Below are 16,992 nucleotides of genomic sequence, written 5' to 3'. Positions count from 1 at the left end.
CCGTCATCGCTATCGTTGCCCCATGGACGCGAACGACTGGGAAGACCGCCTGGCCGGCCTGTGGGCCGACATCGATGAGTACGACGAGGGCGACTTCGTCACGACGATGGAGGCACTCGTCGCCGAACGACCACCAGGGGACCCCGTTGGCCTGTTCGAGCTGGCCGGGTCGTACGACTCGACCGGCAGGACCGACCTGGCCGTGCCGCTCTACCGCGAGGCCCTCGCTGGCGGGCTCGATGACGACCGGCGTCGGCAGGCGGTGATCCAGCTGGCGAGCTCGCTGCGCAACCTCGGCCACGCCGACGAGAGCGTCGCGCTGCTGACCGGTGAGGCGGAGGCGGGTTCCGACGAGCTCGACGATGCCGTTGTCGGATTCCTGGCGCTGGCCCTCGCCGATGTCGGCAGGGAGCGGGAAGCCCTGTCGATCGCGCTCGGAGCACTCGCCCCCCATTTGCCGCGGTACCAGCGTTCGCTCACGAACTACGCGCGCCAGCTGACCGAGCAGGACTGACGCGGGAACGCCAGCTGACGGCAGCCTCGCGATCGGGCTTGCTAGGGTCGAGGAACGCTCGGGGTCGTGCGATCCCGTGGCCATCGAGGGGGAGCATCGTGAAACACAACGACCGTCTGCGCCAGATCATTGTCGTGATCAGCGCACTCATCGCCATCGTCGGCTCGTTCATCGGCTCGGGAGCAGCCGGTGGCACGCCGATCGCCGAGGCATCCGGCGGTGCCCTCGCAGCGGATGCCACGCCTGTCGCCCCCGACGGCCCCGCTTTCGCGATCTGGTCGGTCATCTACGCGGGACTGCTGGCCTATGCGGTCTGGCAGTTGTTGCCCGCGCAGAAGACGGATGAGCGGCACCGTCGGCTCGGCTACCCGATCGCGCTGTCGCTGATCCTCAACGCGGCGTGGATCCTCAGTGTGCAGTTCGACCTGCTCTGGGCGAGCGTGCCGATCATCGTTCTGCTTCTGCTCGTGCTGATCCAGGCGTTCCGCCTCACGCTCGCGTCGCGCCCGAAGAACCTCCTCGAAGCGATCGTCACCGACGGCACCGTCGGGCTCTATCTGGGCTGGGTCACGATCGCCACGGCCGCGAACGTCGCCGCTGTCCTTGCTGCGGCGGGATTCACCGGATTCGGGATCTCTGCCGACGTGTGGGGCGTCCTCGTCATTGTCGTCGCCGGAGTGATCGGCATCGGGCTCGCTCTCTACGGCCGGGGGCGCCTCGCGCCGTCCGCCTCGCTCTGCTGGGGAATCGCGTGGGTCGCCGTTGGCCGTCTGGCCGGCGACCTCGAGTCGGTCCCGACGGCGATTGCCGCGATCATCGTGGTCGCGGCCATTTTGCTCGTGACCGTCGCGGCGCGCATCCGGGCGCCACGGCCGCTGCCCACGCGCTGAGGCGCTCCGTCGCTCGGGTAGGCCACAGCGCAACGTGTCGGATCAGGCGGGCCAGACTCCGATGATGATGGCCATGATGACGATGGTCACGAACTCGTGGGCCACGTTGAGCACGGTCAGGCCGGCCGGGCGGCCGTCGAAGGCGTCGTGTGTGATGAAGCGTGCGGCGGTGAAGCCGGCCCAGAGGATGATGCTCGTCAGCAGGGCGTTGACGAAGAAGCTTCCGCCGTAGAAGTCCCACGAGATGAACGCGGCGCCGGCCAGCACCCACGCCGTGATGAAGCTGACGACCAGGGTGAGCAGGATCGGCCGGATGGCATCCTTCGAGTTGCCGGACGGTGTGACGTTCGCAGCCTTCATCCAGTAGTTGCCGAAGACCTTCGGCGTGTACCAGATCGAGCCGACGACCATGCTCGAAAGGGTGGCGAGGAGAACTGCCCAATAGTTGATCTCGGGGACCATGCTGTGTCCTTCCGTGTGACAGATGTGGCTGAAGTGTAGTCCCGATACGGATGTCGTCGGTAGGGTTCCCGGCCCGGTCGCGCCCTCAGAAGACGATGATCTGGCGGAGCGCGCGACCGTCGGCGAGAGCGTCCATCGCCGCGTTCACCTCGTCGAGGCCGATCTCCGCCGAGACCAGCTTCTCCACCGGCAGGCGGCCTGCGCGCCAGAGGTCCGCGAAGATCGGGATGTCCCGTGAGGGCACCGCTGAGCCGAGGTAGCTGCCGACGATGGTCCGCGCCTCGGCGACGAGTCCGAGCGGGGAGACCTGCGCGAACGCCGTCGGGGCCGGGAGCCCGACCGTGATCGTCGTCCCCCCTGGCGCGGTCAGCGCCACAGCGGTCTCGAACGCACGTACATTGCCGGCCGCCTCGATCACGGTGGCTGATTTCACGCCCTGCTCCGTGGCATCCGCCGGGCTGTACGCAGCGGACGCCCCGAGTTCGAGTGCCTGCCCGAGCTTGTCGGGGTTGGCGTCGACGCCGATCACCGTCGCGCCGAGCGCGAGCCCGGTGAGGAGCGCGGCCATTCCGACGCCACCTAGCCCGACCACGATGAGTGTGTCGCCTGTGTTCGGTTTGGCGAGGTTGATCACGGCACCGCCGCCGGTGAGCACCGCGCAGCCGAGCAGTGCGGCCACGTCGGCGGGGATGTCCGCGTCCACCCGCACGATCGACCGGGCGTCGACGACCGCATGGGTCGCAAATCCGGAGACGCCGAGGTGGTGGTGCACGGCCGCGCCGTCTCGGCTGAGGCGTTCCTCACCCGAGAGCAGCGTGCCTGCGTTGTTCGCCGCCGAGCCGGGGCCGCAGGGGAGCAGGCCGTCGGAGCGGCATCCGTCACAGTCGCCGCAGCGGGGAAGGAAGGTCATGACGACCCGGTCGCCGAGCGCGAGGCCGTCGACCCCGTCGCCGAGTTGTTCGACGATGCCGGATGCCTCGTGGCCGAGCAGCATCGGGACCGGCCTCGGTCGGTTGCCGTCGATCACCGAGAGGTCGGAGTGGCACAGCCCAGCCCGTTCGATCCGCACGAGCACCTCGCCCGCGCCGGGCGGGTCGAGCTCGAGTTCGGAGATAGAAAGTGGGCGGGAGTCGGCGTACGGACGCGGGCGCCCGATCTCCTCAAGCACGGCACCGGAAATTCTCATGCGTTCTCACCTCGTCGTGTTCGCGCCGCCGACAGGCGACCCCGACGATCTTCGCACGCTCGCACCCGGAGTCGTGGTTTCGGGAGGACGCTTCAGTCGCTTCGCTCCTTCGAGCGAGCACGGGGGGGTATCGCCCATACGCGGACGGACCCCACGGTTTTCCTCCTGAAACTCAGGCAGCTACCGTGCGGGCGACCTGGATCGCCTCGACCAGCCGGGCACGCAGCGCATTCGACCGCTCGGCGAACGCGCGCTGCTTCCGCACGTACTCGGCCTTGCCCTCCGGCGTCTCGATCGCGACCGGTTCAGCGCCCCACGGTTCCATGTCGTACGGCGACGCCCGCATGTCGAGCCAGCGGATGTCGCGGGCCAGCACGAACGCGTCGAGCAGGATCTCCCCTGGCACGAGTGGCCCGAGTTTGATCGCCCACTTGTAGACGTCCATTCCGGCGTGCAGGCAGCCGGGCTGCTCGAGCTCCGGCGACGACTCGCGGGTCGGCTGCAGCCGGTTGAGTGGTACGGCCGCCGGTGTGAAGAAGCGGAAGGCGTCGAAGTGCGAACAGCCGATGTGGTGCGACTCGACGACCTCGTCCGTGCCCGCCTGCCCCAGGCGGAGCGGCACAGGATGCCGGTGCTCGCCCTGCTTGTAGACCATCGCCCACTCGTGCAGGCCGAAGCAGCCGAACTGGCTCACCCGCGCCGCGGTGCGGCTGAGCAGCTTCTCGATGAAGTCGACAGACGCGCGGTTCGCCTGAAGATACCCGGCGGCGTCGACGGTGATGCCGTCGCCGTCTGCTCGGTACCAGCGCCAGTCCGCGCGGTCGAGGCCGGCGGCATCCGTCAGCTCGAGACCGGCGCCGGGGTGCCAGCGACGAATGTGCCTCGGCTTGAACGGGTAGTAGGTGAAGAGGAAGTCCTCGATCGGATGCTTCTCGCCCCGCTGCACGCGCACCCGCCAGTCAGCGGTGAGGGCGTCGGCGCGCCCCTGGTGCGCGGCCTCGCGCGCCTCCCACTCGACGCGCGGCATCGCCGTGGTCAGAGCAGTCAGGGTGGGCATGCTCCCACGGTAGCTCGTGCTGGCTGGGAGTGCCGAGGGGTAGTCAGCCAGAGCGCTGTCTCCAACTTCGGAGATTTCCGCCGAATTCGTAGAGAATGCCCTCCGAACCCGCGATCGGCAGAGAATCTCCGACGTTGAGAACAGGCTGTCCCTAGGCGACCCCGCGGGCCGGCGAATGCGCCGTCGGGGATATCGCTGGACAGCCAACATATGACGAAGAACGACAACTTTCAGCCGTCAGATGTGATTGAATTGCATGATGGTCGACATAAGTCCTACCGCTCTCGGATCTTCAGCGACGAGCGACATATTCCAGATCCTGCGTGACGGTCGGCCGCGCACACGCACCGAACTCGCCACACTCACCGGCCTCGCCCGCTCCACTGTCGGCCTGCGCATCGACTCGCTCATGCAGCTCGGCCTCATCGGCCCTGCCCAGACCGCGCCATCCACCGGCGGGCGGCCCTCCTCGCAGTTCGCGCTGACGGGCGGCAACAAAGTGGTCCTCGCCGTCGACATCGGCGCGACCCACGTGCGCATCGCCGTCAGCGACCTCGTCGGTCGCCCCCTCAGCGAGGATGCCACCAACATCGATGTCACTGAAGGCCCCGAAGTGGTGCTGAACTGGGTGATCAGCGCCGGCGACACCCTGGTCCAGAAGGCCGGTCGCTCGGTCGACGACCTCCTCGCCATCGGCGTCGGCCTGCCCGGCCCGGTCGAACACTCCAGCGGCCGCCCGATCAACCCGCCGATCATGCCCGGCTGGGACAACTTCGACGTACCCGCCTGGCTGCAGGAACACTTCAGCGTTCCCGTCCTCGTCGACAACGACGTCAACATCATGGCGCTCGGCGAACGCGAAGTCGCGTGGCCCCAGGTCGACCACCTGATCTTCGTGAAGGTCGCCACCGGTATCGGTGCCGGCGTCATCTCCCGCGGGATGCTGCAACGCGGCGCCCAGGGCGTCGCCGGCGACATCGGCCACGTCCGGGTCTCGCGGAGCAGCGACACGATCTGCCACTGCGGCAACCTCGGCTGTCTCGAAGCGGTCGCCTCCGGCCCTGCCCTCGCCGAGCTGCTCACCGAACAGGACATCCCCGCGGCGACCAGCCAGGATGTCGTCGAGCTCGTCCGCGGCGGAAACCAGAAGGCCATCCAGGCCGTTCGGCAGGCCGGGCGTGACCTCGGCGAGATCCTCAACGCGGCGATCAGTCTGATCAACCCGTCGGTGATCGTCGTCGGAGGCGCCATGGCGCAGGCGGGCGAGCACCTCATTGCCGGAGTGCGTGAGGTCGTCTACGCGCGGTCGATGCCGCTCGCCACCCAGCACCTGCAGATCACACAGTCCAGCGTCGGAGCGAACGCGGCCGTGCTGGGCGCAAGCATCCTCGCCATCCATCACGTGCTCTCCCCCGAGAGCGTCGAAGCCATGGTCGTGGACCTGGCGGATGCCGCCGCGCGCTGACGCGGGGCATCCCTCTCTCACGCACGCCGCTGGCGCCGTCGCGAACGCTTGCGCGGGCGTTTCGGCTCTGCGCGGGTGATTAAACACCCGCGCAGAGCCGATTGACCCGCGCGACCCCTCATCCCGGCGGACCGGGATCTCGACAAGCTCGATTACCGGTGGGGACCCCGCACGACTCCGGAGGGGTCGGTGAGGCGCCTAGTTCTTTGTGCTGAACGCGGCGTCGAAGGCCGCAGCCGGAGCGGGGAACGCGAACTTCCGGACGAACTCGAGCGCTTCAGGGGCGCCGACGAGCCGGTCCATGCCGGCGTCTTCCCACTCGACAGACAGCGGCCCGGCGTAACCGATCGCGTTCATCATGCGGAACGCATCCTCCCAGGGCACGTCACCGTGACCCGTGGAGATGAAGTCCCAGCCACGACGCGGGTCGGCCCACGGCAGGTGCGACGAGAGCCGGCCGTTGCGGCCGTTGCCGAGGCGCTTCTTCGTGTCCTTGCAGTGCACGTGGTAGATCCGGTCCTTGAAGTCCCAGAGGAAGCCGACGGGGTCGATGTCCTGCCACACCATGTGCGACGGGTCCCAGTTGAGGCCGAATGCCTCGCGGTGTCCGATCGCCTCGAGGGTGCGCACCGTCGTCCAGTAGTCGTACGCGATCTCGGACGGGTGCACCTCGTGCGCGAACCGCACACCGACCTCGTCGAACACATCGAGGATCGGGTTCCAGCGGTCGGCGAAGTCCTGGTAGCCGGCATCCACCATCGCCTCGGAGGCAGGCGGGAACATCGCCACGTACTTCCAGATCGACGACCCGGTGAACCCGGTCACCGTCTTCACTCCGAGTTTCGCCGCGAGACGCGCGGTGTTCTTCAGCTCTTCGGCTGCACGCTGGCGAACGCCCTCCGGGTCGCCGTCGCCCCACACCACATCGGGCAGGATGTCACGGTGCCGCTGGTCGATCGGGTCGTCGCAGACGGCCTGCCCCTTGAGGTGGTTCGAGATCGTCCAGACCTTGAGGTTGTACTTCTCCAGCAGGGCGAGCTTGCCGGCGACGTATTCCTCGTCGTCCCAGCGCCACGGGTCGAGGTGGTCCCCCCAGCAGGCGATCTCCAGGCCGTCATATCCCCACCCGGAGGCAAGACGGACGACTTCTTCGAACGGCAGGTCGGCCCACTGGCCGGTGAACAGGGTGACAGGACGGCTCATGAATGTACTCCTTTGTCGAGTTGATCGATGTCGATCGAGAAAAACGGATGCCAGGGGCTCAGTGAGCCTCGGAGGTCGCGACCCACGCGCTGCCATTCTCCGCGCTGCGCTCGACCGCGTCGAGGACCCGCTGGACCTGCAGGCCATCATCGAACGACGGGGTGGGCTGAGTCTTGCCGACGACGGCCTCGACGAAGTCCTTCGCCTGGTGGCTGAACCCGTGCTCGTAGCCGATCATGTGTCCGGTCGGCCACCACGCTGACATGTACGGGTGTTCGGGTTCGGTGACGAGGATCCTCGTGAAGCCCTGCCGGTCCGCAGGTGCTGTCGCATCGTAGAAGCCGAGCTCGTTGAGGCTCTCGAGGTCGAACGAGATCGCGCCTTTCGAACCGGAGACCTCGATCCGGAAGGCGTTCTTCCGACCGGTCGACATGCGCGTGGCCTCGAACGAACCAACGGCGCCACCGTCGAACCGCCCGGTGAAGAGCGCAAGGTCGTCCACGGTGACGTCGCCCATCTCGTCGGATGCTGTTCCGGAGAGCCCGGAGACTTCCGCGATCTTCGGGCGCTGCTTGACGAAGGTCTCCATCATGCCGCTCACGCTCGTGAGGCGCTGGCCGGTGATGAACTGGGCGAGGTCGATGGCATGTGCGCCGATGTCGCCGAGTGCCCCTGAGCCGGCGAGGTGCTTCTGCAGCCGCCAGGCCAGCGGGACCTCCGGGTCGACGAGCCAGTCCTGCAGGTAGTTGGCACGAACCTGGCGGACCTCGCCGATCGCTCCGGATGCCACGAGGTCGCGGGCGAAGGTGGCCGCTGGGACGCGGCGGTAAGTGAACCCGACCATCGCGTAGACACCACGAGCAGCGGCTTTCTCAGCAGCATCCGCCATCGCGCGAGCCTCATCGACCGTGTTCGCGAGCGGCTTCTCGCACAGAACGTGCTTGCCGGCCTCGAGCGCCGCAATGGCGATCTCCACGTGTGAGTCGCCAGGGGTGACGATGTCGATCACGTCGATGTCGTCGCGGGCGATGGCATCCCGCCAGTCCGTCGCGGTCTCGGCCCAGCCGAGCTTCTCAGCGGCAGCGGCGACGCCCTCGGCGTTCCGGCCGACGAGCAGCGTCATCTCCGGGTTCGCGGGAAGGTCGAAGAATCGCGGTGCGACCCTCCAGCCCTGCGAGTGCGCGGCTCCCATGAAGCCGTAGCCGATCATGGCGATGCGAAGTGGTGTGTTGGGCACGATTCCTCTTTCTGGCGGCCGGCAGCCGGCGACCGCGGGTGTGTGACAGTGAAAAAAGGGCGGGGGCGCCCAAGGGCGCCCCCGCCCGGTTCGCCTAGGACGCGAAGGCCGTCGGCAGGTACTTGTCGACGTTCTCGCTCGTCACGACGGGCGCGTTCAGAACGATGCGGTTCGGGACCTCGATCTCGACCAGGTCGCTCATTGCCTTCTCCTGAGCGATGAGGCGGGCGAGACGGATGCCGTCAGCTGCCTGCGTCGACGGGTAGATGACCGTCGCCTCGAGCACGCTGTCGCCGGACTTGATCAGGTCCATGGCGTTCTTGGAGCCTGCACCGCCGACCATGATGAACTCGTCGCGACCTGCAGCGTCGATCGCCGCGAGGACGCCGACACCCTGGTCGTCATCGTGGTTCCACAGTGCGTCGATCTTCGGAGCTGCCGACAGCAGCTGCGAGGCCGCAGCTTCGCCGCCCTGCACGGTGAAGTCCGCTGCAACGCGGTTGGAGACCTCGAGGCCACAGTCTTCGAGAGCGTCCGCGAAGCCCTGGCTGCGGTCCTGGGTCAGCGGAAGCGAGTCGATTCCGGCGATCTCAGCGACGACAGCGTCCGGGTTGTCGCCGACCTTCTCGCAGATGTAGGTTCCGGCCGAGACACCCATGCCGTAGTTGTCACCGAGGATGGTGACACGGGAGGCGAAGGTGCTCGAGAACTCACGGTCGACGTTGATGACCGGGATGCCGGCTTCCATGGCCTGGATGGCGACCTCGGTGAGGGCAGCACCATCGGTGGGCAGGAGGACGATGGCGTCGACGCCGTCGTTGATGAAGCCTTCGACCTGGCTGATCTGGAGGTTGGCGTCGTTCGTGCCCTCTGCCACCTTGAGGTCGATGTCCGGGTACTTCTCCGCTTCGGCGATCGCAGCGGAGTTGATGGCGCCGAGCCAGCCGTGGTCGGCTGCCGGTCCTGAGAAGCCGATGACGACGGTGTCACCCTCCGCCTCGTTCTCTTCGGCAGAGGCGCCGGTGGGCTCGGTCTCGTTGCTGGTGTCGCCAGGGGTACAGCCCGTGAGCACAAGAGCGGCGGCGAGCGTGGCGCCGGCGGCGACGAGCATCCTCTGCCGCTTGCGTAGTGAAAGCATGTGTTTCCTCCATTTAGGTCATTCGCAAGGTGCCAACGAGGAGGAGAGCTGCGGCCCACGTTGCTGTCGAACCGGCTGCTTGTGTCGACGTTGACGTTTGCCACCATAGCAGAAGTGATGTCGAAATCGGCGACTTATTATTGTTCATCGTCATATGTGTGTTAGATTGCAACCATGATCGATGAAGACCAGGCGTCACCCCTGCTCGAGGTTCGCGGTATCACCAAGGCCTTCGCCGGTGTGCAGGGGCTCAAGGGCGTGAACCTGGCTGTTCGAGCGGGCGAAGTCCACTGCGTTCTCGGCCAGAACGGTGCAGGCAAGTCCACCCTCATCAAGACGCTCGCCGGAGTCCATCAGCCGGACTCGGGTGAGATCATCTGGCAGGGCGACGTGGTGACGATCCCCCACCCGGTCGCGGCCCTCGACCTCGGCATCGCGACGATGTACCAGGAACTGGACGTCGTCGACGGCCTCACCATCACCGAGAACATCTTCCTCGGCCACGAACACTCCACCGGCGGGCTGCTGAAGGTGGCGCAGGCGAACCGGCTCACGAAGGAACTGCTCACCCGGCTCGGCCACGGAGACATTCCCGCCTCGACAGAAGTCGGTCAGCTGTCCGCTGCGAACAAGCAGATCGTCAGCATGGCCCGCGCCCTGTCCCGTGACACGAAACTCATCATCATGGACGAGCCGAGCGCCGTGCTCGACTCCGGCGAGGTGGCCAACCTGTTCAGGGTCATCCGCGAGCTGACCAATCAGGGCATCGCCGTCGTCTACATCTCGCACCGGCTCGAAGAGATCCGGCAGATCGGAGATCGCATCTCGGTGATCAAGGACGGGAAGAGCACCGCGAGCGGCCTCGCAGTGTCTGAGACTCCGACTCCGGAGCTGATCAAGCTCATGACCGGTCGTGAGATCGCCAACGTGTTCCCGGAGGCCGTTCCGGTGCCCACGAACGCCCCCGTCCTTCTCGAGGTGAATCACCTCAACCTGCGCGGGCACTTCGCCGACGTCGATTTCACGGTGCGAGCTGGGGAGATCGTCGGTCTCGCCGGGCTGGTCGGGTCAGGCCGTTCCGAAATCCTGGAGACGATCTACGGGGCACGGAAGGCGACATCCGGGACCGTCTCCGTGCAGGGCAAGATCCTGCACGCAGGATCCGTCAGCGCGGCCGTCGATGCCGGCATGGGCTTCTCACCTGAGGAGCGCAAGAGCCAGGGTCTCATCCTCGACGAACCGATTTTCAAGAACGTGACCCTGTCGACATTCGCCCGGTTCGCGCGCGGGGGCCTCCTCAACGAGGGCGCCGAGAAGAACGCGGCACGTGAACAGATCACGGCCCTCGAACTGCGGCCGGCCGACCCCGAACGACCGGCCCGCACCCTCTCCGGCGGAAACCAGCAGAAGATCCTCCTGGCCCGCTGGCTCGTGCACGGTACCCGGGTGTTGCTCCTCGACGAGCCGACGCGTGGCGTCGACGTCGGGGCACGCGCAGAGATCTACGCCCTCATCCGCCGTCTCGCGGCCGAAGGCACCGCCATCGTCGTTGTCTCGAGCGAGATCGAAGAGGTCATCGGCCTCTCCGACCGCGTGCTCGTCATCGGCGACGGCGACGTGCTGGCTGAGCGGAATGCCGCCGACATCGACGAATCCGGTGTACTCGACCTCGTAATGAAAGGAAGTGCCGCGTGAGCGAGCAGAAATCCCCCGTCCTCTCGGAGGGCACCCCGCTCCCCGGCGCGTCCCAGCAGGCTGAACGGCCCAGCACTTTCAGGCGGGTCATGGGCGGCTCTGTAGGCCGCAACCTCGGCCTCGTCATCGCCCTCGTCGTTCTCATCATCGTCGGAACCGTCACCGCCGGTGACCGGTTCGCCGACGTCAACAACATGCTCACCATCCTCCGGGCGGCCTCGGTCATCGGGGTGATTTCGATCGGCATGACGTTCGTCATCATCGCCGGAGGCATCGACCTCTCCGTGGGTTCGGTGATGGGCCTTGCCACCGTCGTCGCGAGTCTCCCGGCGCTGCAGGCCGTAGCGACGCAGAGTTCCTGGCTTCTGATGATCATCGTGCCGCTCGCTGTCGGTCTGGCGGCCGGCCTCGTGAACGGCATCGTCATCGCATACGGCAATGTGGTCGCCTTCATGGCAACCCTCGCCATGCTCGTCGGCGCACGAGGATTCGCGGAACTCATCTCCGGCCGACGCACCAACATCGTCGTCAACACCGGGTTCCTCGAGTTCACCCGGGCGAACCTGCTCGGCGTCCCCGTGCTGGTCTGGATCTTCGCGATCGTCGCGATCCTGGGCTGGATCCTGCTCAACCGCACCACCTTCGGGCGCCGCACGGTCGCGATCGGCGGCAACGCCGAAGCATCCCGCCTCGCCGGTATCAAGGTCAGGCGTCACGTCCTGATGGTCTACGTGCTCTCGGGTTTCACCGCGGGCATCGCCGCCATCATGATGCTCGGCCGCACGACGGCAGGCACCTCGACCCACGGAACCCTCTACGAGTTGGATGCCATCGCCGCTGTGGTCGTCGGCGGTACCCTTCTCGTCGGTGGCCGAGGAACGATCGTCGGCACAGTGCTCGGTGTGCTGATCTTCCAGACGCTGACGAACGTATTCACCCAGAACAACATCGACACGTCGGTTCAGGCGATCACCAAGGGCGTCATCATCGTCGTGGCCGTGCTGCTGCAACAGCGGTTTGCGACCGGCGGTGCGGCCTCCGGGAAGAGATAGCGCCACTCACTCGCGAGTTGCCCGGATTTGAGGGTCGTGCAGGTGCGCGCACCCGCGGATCCGGGCAACTCGCAGTTCGGGGCAGCCGCTCTCTGGGAGACTGGGGCGATGGCTGAGATCCTGCTTGTGGTCCTCGCGGTGACGATCCCCGCGCTGGCGCTGCTGACGATCGGGATCGTCCTGCGGGCGACCGGTCGGGCCCTGCCGAAGCCGCGCGTGGTGGAATACCTGCCTCCGAAGGGCGTTCCGATCCTCGATGCTGCTCTGCTCGCGGGCCTCGACAAACGAGCGGTCCCGGCCGCGCTCGTCGGGATGGCTGTCGACCGCAAGATCCGTATCCTCGCCCAGCCGGACACGAAGGCGCCGGTTGCCGTCGAACTGCAGCCGGATGCGAAGTTCACGGCGGAAGACGTCGCCGTCCTCGAGGCGCTGTTCGGCCCTGGGCACTCCTCCGACCGTGTCCGCCGCTTCAGCAAGGACAGACGGCAACAGTCCCGCCGGGTCGCTCGGCTGATCTCGATCGTCGAGCGATACCTGCGGTCGCACGACCTTCTCGGCCCGCGCCTCGCCTGGCCGTTGGTGATCATCCGGGTGCTCAACACCATCACCCTGATCGTCGCCGCGGTCATCCTCATCGGCACCGGCGTGAACGGGGACTGGCCCTCGTTCTGGCTCACCGTGGCATCCGTTGGTGTGATCATCGTCACCTTCGTCGTCACGCCGACGTCATGGCGGCGGTACACGCCCGAATCCGTGCTCATCCGGGAGCAGCTCGCCGGGCTCAACGGCTACATCACGCTCGCGGAGGCTGACCGGCTCCGGTTTCTCCAGAGTCCATCCGGCGCGTTGCGTGCGGCCTCAGGTGTCACCGCTGCCGGTCTCGCTCTCGGCCTCCCCGCCGAGGCCGACCCCGCTGTGGCATTCGAACTCGACCGGCTGATTCTCAACGAACGACTGCTGCCATACGCCATCCTCTTCGGGCACAGCAAGGAGTGGATCGCTGAGCTCAACGTCAGTTACCAGAACCTCGCCGCGATGAATATCGAGGGCATCGGCGCCGTCATGGACGTCGCCGGTGACATCCTGCTCCTGACGGCCTCGGTCGGCGATCTCGTCGAACTGGCCAGCGCGGTGGGCGACGCGGTGGATGCCGGCGGGGCGGTGGTCGAGGTGATCGGCGCGGGCGCCGAAGCACTCTCCGACCTGTTCGGCTGACCGGGGCTTACGCCCGCCCCTGACTGGGGGCGCTCTCCACGGCCAGGATTCCGCGAGAGCACAGTACGGTTCGAGAACACCTACGATCGGAGTCTTCTTGAAACGCCGCAGCGCTGCAGCAGTGTTCTTCCTGCCCCTCATCACCTTCGGCATCTACTGGATCGTCTGGCTCGCCAAGACCCGCGGCGAAGTGAAGGCTCAGGGCGCAGCCGTCCCGACGACCTGGCTCGTCATCGTCCCGTTCGTCTCGATCTGGTGGATGTGGAAACTCTCCGAAGGAATCGCTCAGGTCACGGGAGGCGGAGTCGGCGGAAAGTTCGCTCTGATCTTCCTCCTGGGGAACATCGGTGGGGCCTTCGTCCAGGCGGGCATGAACCAGCGCACCGATGCGGGAACGGCCCCCGTATCGTCGCTCAGGCCAGCCACCGCATAACCACGCCGTACGAGGAGCGCCCCCGATCCACACGGACGGGGGCGTTTCTGCGTTCAATCGCGCTCAGGCACGACCCATCAGCTGCGGCTCGAACAGCTTCGTCCGTGCACGCAGGGCGGACGCGACAGCCGCGACAGCCGGCTGACGCAGCGAATCGGGGCGCAGCACCATCCAGTAGGGCAGGCGCTCCTGGAAGTCGGCAGGCAGCAGACGCACCAGATCCGGATGCCGGTCGGCCATGAAACACGGCAGAAACCCGATTCCGGCGCCGGCCCGCGTCGCCTCTACGTGGACGAACACGTTCGTCGACGTGAAGGCATCCCGCATCGTCGGCACCAGCCGGCGCGGCGCGTCGAGAGCGTCGACCTGCAGCATCGAATCGACGAAGTAGACCAGCGGATGCTCCGCCAGCTCGCTCGCGCGGGTCGGCGTCCCGTGCTCATCGAGGTAGGCCTTCGACGCGTACATGCCGAGGATGTACGAACCGAGTTCGATCGCTTCCGCCCGGTGCGCGTGCGGCTCGCCGACGACGACCTCGATGTCGAGCCCCGACCGTTGCTGCAGAGCAGGCCGGGTCACCGTGATGATCTCGACGGTGAGCTTCGGATGCTCCCGCTGCAGGTCGGCGACGGCCGGCGCTGCCACGTAGGCGCTGAAGCCATCCGTCGCCGACAACCGGACCACACCCGACAGACGATGCACTTCGTCCGGCGACCCGGCCAGCACGGACACGGCCGCTTCGACGCTCTCCGCCGCCTCGAAAGCGCGTCGGCCGAGGTCGGTGAGCTCCCAGCCCCCGACGGTGCGGGAGAGCACCCGCCCGCCGAGGTCCCGCTCAAGGGCGGAGATCCGACGCGAGATGGTGGTGTGATTCACGCCGAGCGAGTCCGCCGCCGTGGTGTATCTGCCGCTGCGGGCGACGGCGAGCAACACAAGCAGGTCGTCGGGATTCGGCGGGCGGGACGTCGTCGTCAGGAAGCTCATTCTGCAAGTATGCACAGGGCATGTGGAAAGCTGGGCATTGTCGCGCCCTGCGTCTGCACGAATACTCAGTTAGGCCGTCTCCCCATCCGGGAGCGTGCGCAGACCCACCAGTGTGTCAGTGAGGACACAGAGGAGACAGACAATGAGTGTCAACAAACGCGCAGATCGGGCCGATCCAGGCACGACGAGCGAAAAGTCCGGGCTGAAGAAGATCGTCGCCGCGTCGATGGTCGGCACCGTCGTCGAATGGTACGAGTTCTTCCTCTACGCGACGGCAGCCAGCCTCGTCTTCGGGGCGGTCTTCTTCCCGAACGCCGGCAGCCAGCTCGACGGCATCATCGCCGCATTCCTGACCTACGCGGTCGGCTTCATCGCCCGCCCCCTCGGCGGGATCGTGTTCGGCCAGATCGGTGACAAGCTCGGCCGCAAGCACACACTGCAGCTGACCATCATCCTCGTCGGTGTCGCCACGTTCCTCATGGGCTGCCTCCCCGGCTTCGACTCCATCGGCTACTGGGCGCCAGCCCTCCTCGTCGTCCTGCGCTTCGTCCAGGGCTTCGCCGTCGGTGGCGAATGGGGCGGTGCCGTCCTCCTCGTGGCCGAGCACAGCCCGAACAAGTCACGCGGCTTCTGGGCCAGCTGGCCGCAGGCGGCTGTGCCCGTCGGCAACCTGCTCGCCACCCTCGTGCTCCTGACGACGTCCTGGCTCCTCACCGACGAGCAGTTCCTCAGCTGGGGCTGGCGCATCGCGTTCTGGCTCTCTGCCGTCATCGTCCTCATCGGCTACTACATCCGTACCCATGTCAACGAGGCGCCGATCTTCCTCGAGGCTCGCGCCCAGGTCGAGGCCGAGAAGGCCATCAGCTACGGCGTCGGTGAAGTCGTCCGCAAGTACCCGCGCGGCATCCTCAGCGCCATGGGTCTCCGGTTCGCCGAGAACATCCTGTACTACATCATCGTGAGCTTCTCGATCGTCTATCTCGTCACCGTGCACCAGTACGACACGAGCCAGTTGCTTCTGGCCCTGCTCATCGCGCACGTCGTGCACTTCCTTGTCATTCCGCAGGTCGGGCGACTCTCGGATGCCTTCGGCCGCAAGCCGGTCTACTTGGCCGGCGCCGTCCTCGGGGCGACCTGGGCGTTCTTCGCCTTCCCGCTGTTCGACACCCTCAACCCGGTGCTCATCGTCGCGGCCATCACCATCGGCCTCTGCTTCCACGCGCTGATGTATGCAGGACAGCCGGCCATCATGGCCGAGATGTTCCCGACCCGGATGCGGTACTCGGGCGTCTCGCTGGGCTACCAGGTCACGTCGATCATCGCCGGTTCACTCGCACCGATCATCGCCTCGGCGCTGCTCCAGCGGTTCGAGTCGTGGGTGCCCGTCGCGATCTACCTGCTGATCGCCTGCGCGATCACCGCTGTCGCCGTGATCACCCTCAAGGAGACCCGCGGCGCCTCGCTGTTCGAGGTCGACGCTGTCGACGCCCGCAAGCACGGCCTCGAACCGGTGAACGTCCCGGTCGAACGCTGAGCTTGAGGCCGGCGGGGCGCGAGCTCCGCCGGCCTCTTCGGTCTCCGCCGGGCAACGCGCACTCTCGCGTCGCCCGGAATCCGCACTCAACGGCATCCGCCCCGCTCCAAAGGAACTCTGATGACCGACATCTTCCAGCCCGCCACCGACACCGCCCCGGTGCGTCTGCCGCTCGCCGGCAAGCGAGCACTGGTCACAGGTGGAGCGAGCGGAATCGGCGCCGCCGCCGCACGCGCACTCGCTGCACATGGCGCGCACGTCGTCGTCGCAGACATGGACGAAGAGGGCGCGACTGCCCTCGCCGACGAGGTGAACGGTTCGAGCTGGGGCGCGAACCTCCTCGATTCGGACGCAGTGACGGATGCCAGGCTGGCGGACGCGATGGACGGCGTCGACATCCTCGTCAACAACGCCGGCATCCAGCGGGTCAGCCCCATCGAGGACTTCGAGCCCGCAGACTTCCGCCGCATCCTCACCCTGATGCTCGAGGTGCCGTTCCTGCTGATCAGGTCGGCGCTACCGGGCATGTACGCCACAGGGTTCGGGCGGATCATCAACGTGTCGAGCGTCCACGGCATCCGCGCCTCCCCGTTCAAGAGCGCCTACGTTGCGGCCAAGCACGGCCTCGAAGGGCTGTCGAAGGTCACCGCCCTCGAGGGCGGAGAGCACGGCGTCACCAGCAACTGCGTGAGCCCCGGTTACGTGCGGACACCGCTCGTCGAGAAGCAGATCGCCGACCAGGCCGCCGTCCATGGCATCCCCGAGGACGAAGTGCTCAGCAGGATCATGCTCACCGAGAGTGCAGTGAAGCGCCTCGTCGAACCGCACGAGGTCGGGTCACTCATCGCCTGGCTGGCCTCCCCGGACGCCGCCATGGTGACCGGCGCCAGCTACACGATGGACGGCGGCTGGTCCGCGCGTTAGTCG

At 66.9% G+C, this 16,992-nt stretch carries 16 protein-coding genes; 9 read left to right on the top strand and 7 right to left on the bottom strand.

Going from position 1 to position 16,992, the window contains the following annotated elements:
• Positions 1-22 precede the first annotated feature (22 nt).
• A complete protein-coding gene (locus AC1M2K_RS06990; RefSeq protein WP_480238748.1) occupies positions 23-514 on the top strand; it encodes a tetratricopeptide repeat protein in 492 nt (163 codons plus the stop codon).
• Positions 515-612: 98 nt separating this feature from the next.
• Complete coding sequence (locus AC1M2K_RS06985; RefSeq protein ID WP_480240388.1) at positions 613-1,404, top strand: tryptophan-rich sensory protein; 792 nt, start codon at positions 613-615, stop codon at positions 1,402-1,404.
• A 42-nt stretch (positions 1,405-1,446) separates the two neighbouring features.
• Here AC1M2K_RS06985 and AC1M2K_RS06980 read toward each other — a convergent pair whose 3' ends face one another.
• From AC1M2K_RS06980 to AC1M2K_RS06970, 3 genes are all read right to left on the bottom strand, one after another.
• Positions 1,447-1,866 (bottom strand): DUF1761 domain-containing protein, encoded by a 420-nt coding sequence (locus AC1M2K_RS06980; protein ID WP_480240387.1) that lies wholly within the window; start codon positions 1,864-1,866, stop codon positions 1,447-1,449.
• Positions 1,867-1,951: 85 nt separating this feature from the next.
• A complete protein-coding gene (locus tag AC1M2K_RS06975; protein WP_480240386.1) occupies positions 1,952-3,052 on the bottom strand; it encodes an alcohol dehydrogenase catalytic domain-containing protein in 1,101 nt (366 codons plus the stop codon).
• Positions 3,053-3,224: 172 nt separating this feature from the next.
• Positions 3,225-4,109: a 3-methyladenine DNA glycosylase gene (locus AC1M2K_RS06970; protein WP_480240385.1), complete on the bottom strand. Its 885-nt coding sequence runs from the start codon at positions 4,107-4,109 to the stop codon at positions 3,225-3,227.
• 259 nt (positions 4,110-4,368) lie between these two features.
• On the opposite strand from AC1M2K_RS06970, the gene AC1M2K_RS06965 reads away from it, so the two are divergent.
• Complete coding sequence (locus tag AC1M2K_RS06965) at positions 4,369-5,574, top strand: ROK family protein (RefSeq protein WP_480238753.1); 1,206 nt, start codon at positions 4,369-4,371, stop codon at positions 5,572-5,574.
• Positions 5,575-5,772: 198 nt separating this feature from the next.
• Here the strand turns inward: AC1M2K_RS06965 and AC1M2K_RS06960 are convergent, their stop codons facing one another.
• The 3 genes from AC1M2K_RS06960 to AC1M2K_RS06950 form a co-directional block, all read right to left on the bottom strand.
• The gene (locus AC1M2K_RS06960; RefSeq protein WP_480238754.1) at positions 5,773-6,777 is read right to left on the bottom strand and encodes a sugar phosphate isomerase/epimerase family protein; all 1,005 of its coding nucleotides are present in this window, start codon (positions 6,775-6,777) and stop codon (positions 5,773-5,775) included.
• Between the two features lie 58 nt (positions 6,778-6,835).
• A complete protein-coding gene (locus AC1M2K_RS06955) occupies positions 6,836-7,987 on the bottom strand; it encodes a Gfo/Idh/MocA family protein (protein ID WP_480240816.1) in 1,152 nt (383 codons plus the stop codon).
• A 121-nt stretch (positions 7,988-8,108) separates the two neighbouring features.
• Entirely contained in the window at positions 8,109-9,152 is a 1,044-nt protein-coding gene (locus AC1M2K_RS06950) for a substrate-binding domain-containing protein (RefSeq protein ID WP_480240384.1), read from the bottom strand.
• Positions 9,153-9,326: 174 nt separating this feature from the next.
• On the opposite strand from AC1M2K_RS06950, the gene AC1M2K_RS06945 reads away from it, so the two are divergent.
• The 4 genes from AC1M2K_RS06945 (at position 9,327) to AC1M2K_RS06930 (ending at position 13,547) form a co-directional block, all read left to right on the top strand.
• Positions 9,327-10,847: a sugar ABC transporter ATP-binding protein gene (locus AC1M2K_RS06945; RefSeq protein ID WP_480240383.1), complete on the top strand. Its 1,521-nt coding sequence runs from the start codon at positions 9,327-9,329 to the stop codon at positions 10,845-10,847.
• Positions 10,844-11,899, top strand: coding sequence for an ABC transporter permease (locus AC1M2K_RS06940; RefSeq protein WP_480238757.1), 1,056 nt, complete (start codon positions 10,844-10,846; stop codon positions 11,897-11,899). The genes AC1M2K_RS06945 and AC1M2K_RS06940 overlap by 4 nt, the downstream gene beginning before the upstream one ends.
• 108 nt (positions 11,900-12,007) lie before the next feature.
• Complete coding sequence (locus AC1M2K_RS06935) at positions 12,008-13,114, top strand: DUF2207 family protein (protein ID WP_480240382.1); 1,107 nt, start codon at positions 12,008-12,010, stop codon at positions 13,112-13,114.
• A 97-nt stretch (positions 13,115-13,211) separates the two neighbouring features.
• Entirely contained in the window at positions 13,212-13,547 is a 336-nt protein-coding gene (locus AC1M2K_RS06930) for a DUF4234 domain-containing protein (RefSeq protein WP_480240381.1), read from the top strand.
• 63 nt (positions 13,548-13,610) lie between these two features.
• Here the strand turns inward: AC1M2K_RS06930 and AC1M2K_RS06925 are convergent, their stop codons facing one another.
• The gene (locus AC1M2K_RS06925; protein WP_480240380.1) at positions 13,611-14,531 is read right to left on the bottom strand and encodes a LysR family transcriptional regulator; all 921 of its coding nucleotides are present in this window, start codon (positions 14,529-14,531) and stop codon (positions 13,611-13,613) included.
• Between the two features lie 142 nt (positions 14,532-14,673).
• On the opposite strand from AC1M2K_RS06925, the gene AC1M2K_RS06920 reads away from it, so the two are divergent.
• Both AC1M2K_RS06920 and AC1M2K_RS06915 read left to right on the top strand, forming a co-directional pair.
• The gene (locus tag AC1M2K_RS06920) at positions 14,674-16,065 is read left to right on the top strand and encodes an MFS transporter (RefSeq protein WP_480238761.1); all 1,392 of its coding nucleotides are present in this window, start codon (positions 14,674-14,676) and stop codon (positions 16,063-16,065) included.
• 120 nt (positions 16,066-16,185) lie between these two features.
• Positions 16,186-16,989 carry a 3-hydroxybutyrate dehydrogenase gene (locus tag AC1M2K_RS06915; protein WP_480240379.1) on the top strand — a complete coding sequence of 268 codons (804 nt, stop codon included), beginning with the start codon at positions 16,186-16,188 and terminating at the stop codon, positions 16,987-16,989.
• The last annotated feature ends 3 nt before the right edge of the window (positions 16,990-16,992 follow it).

It is taken from the genome of Mycetocola sp. Y171 (genome assembly GCF_056713165.1).
Note: the sequence above shows the minus strand (reverse complement) of the source record. Positions and strands in the feature narration are given on the sequence as shown.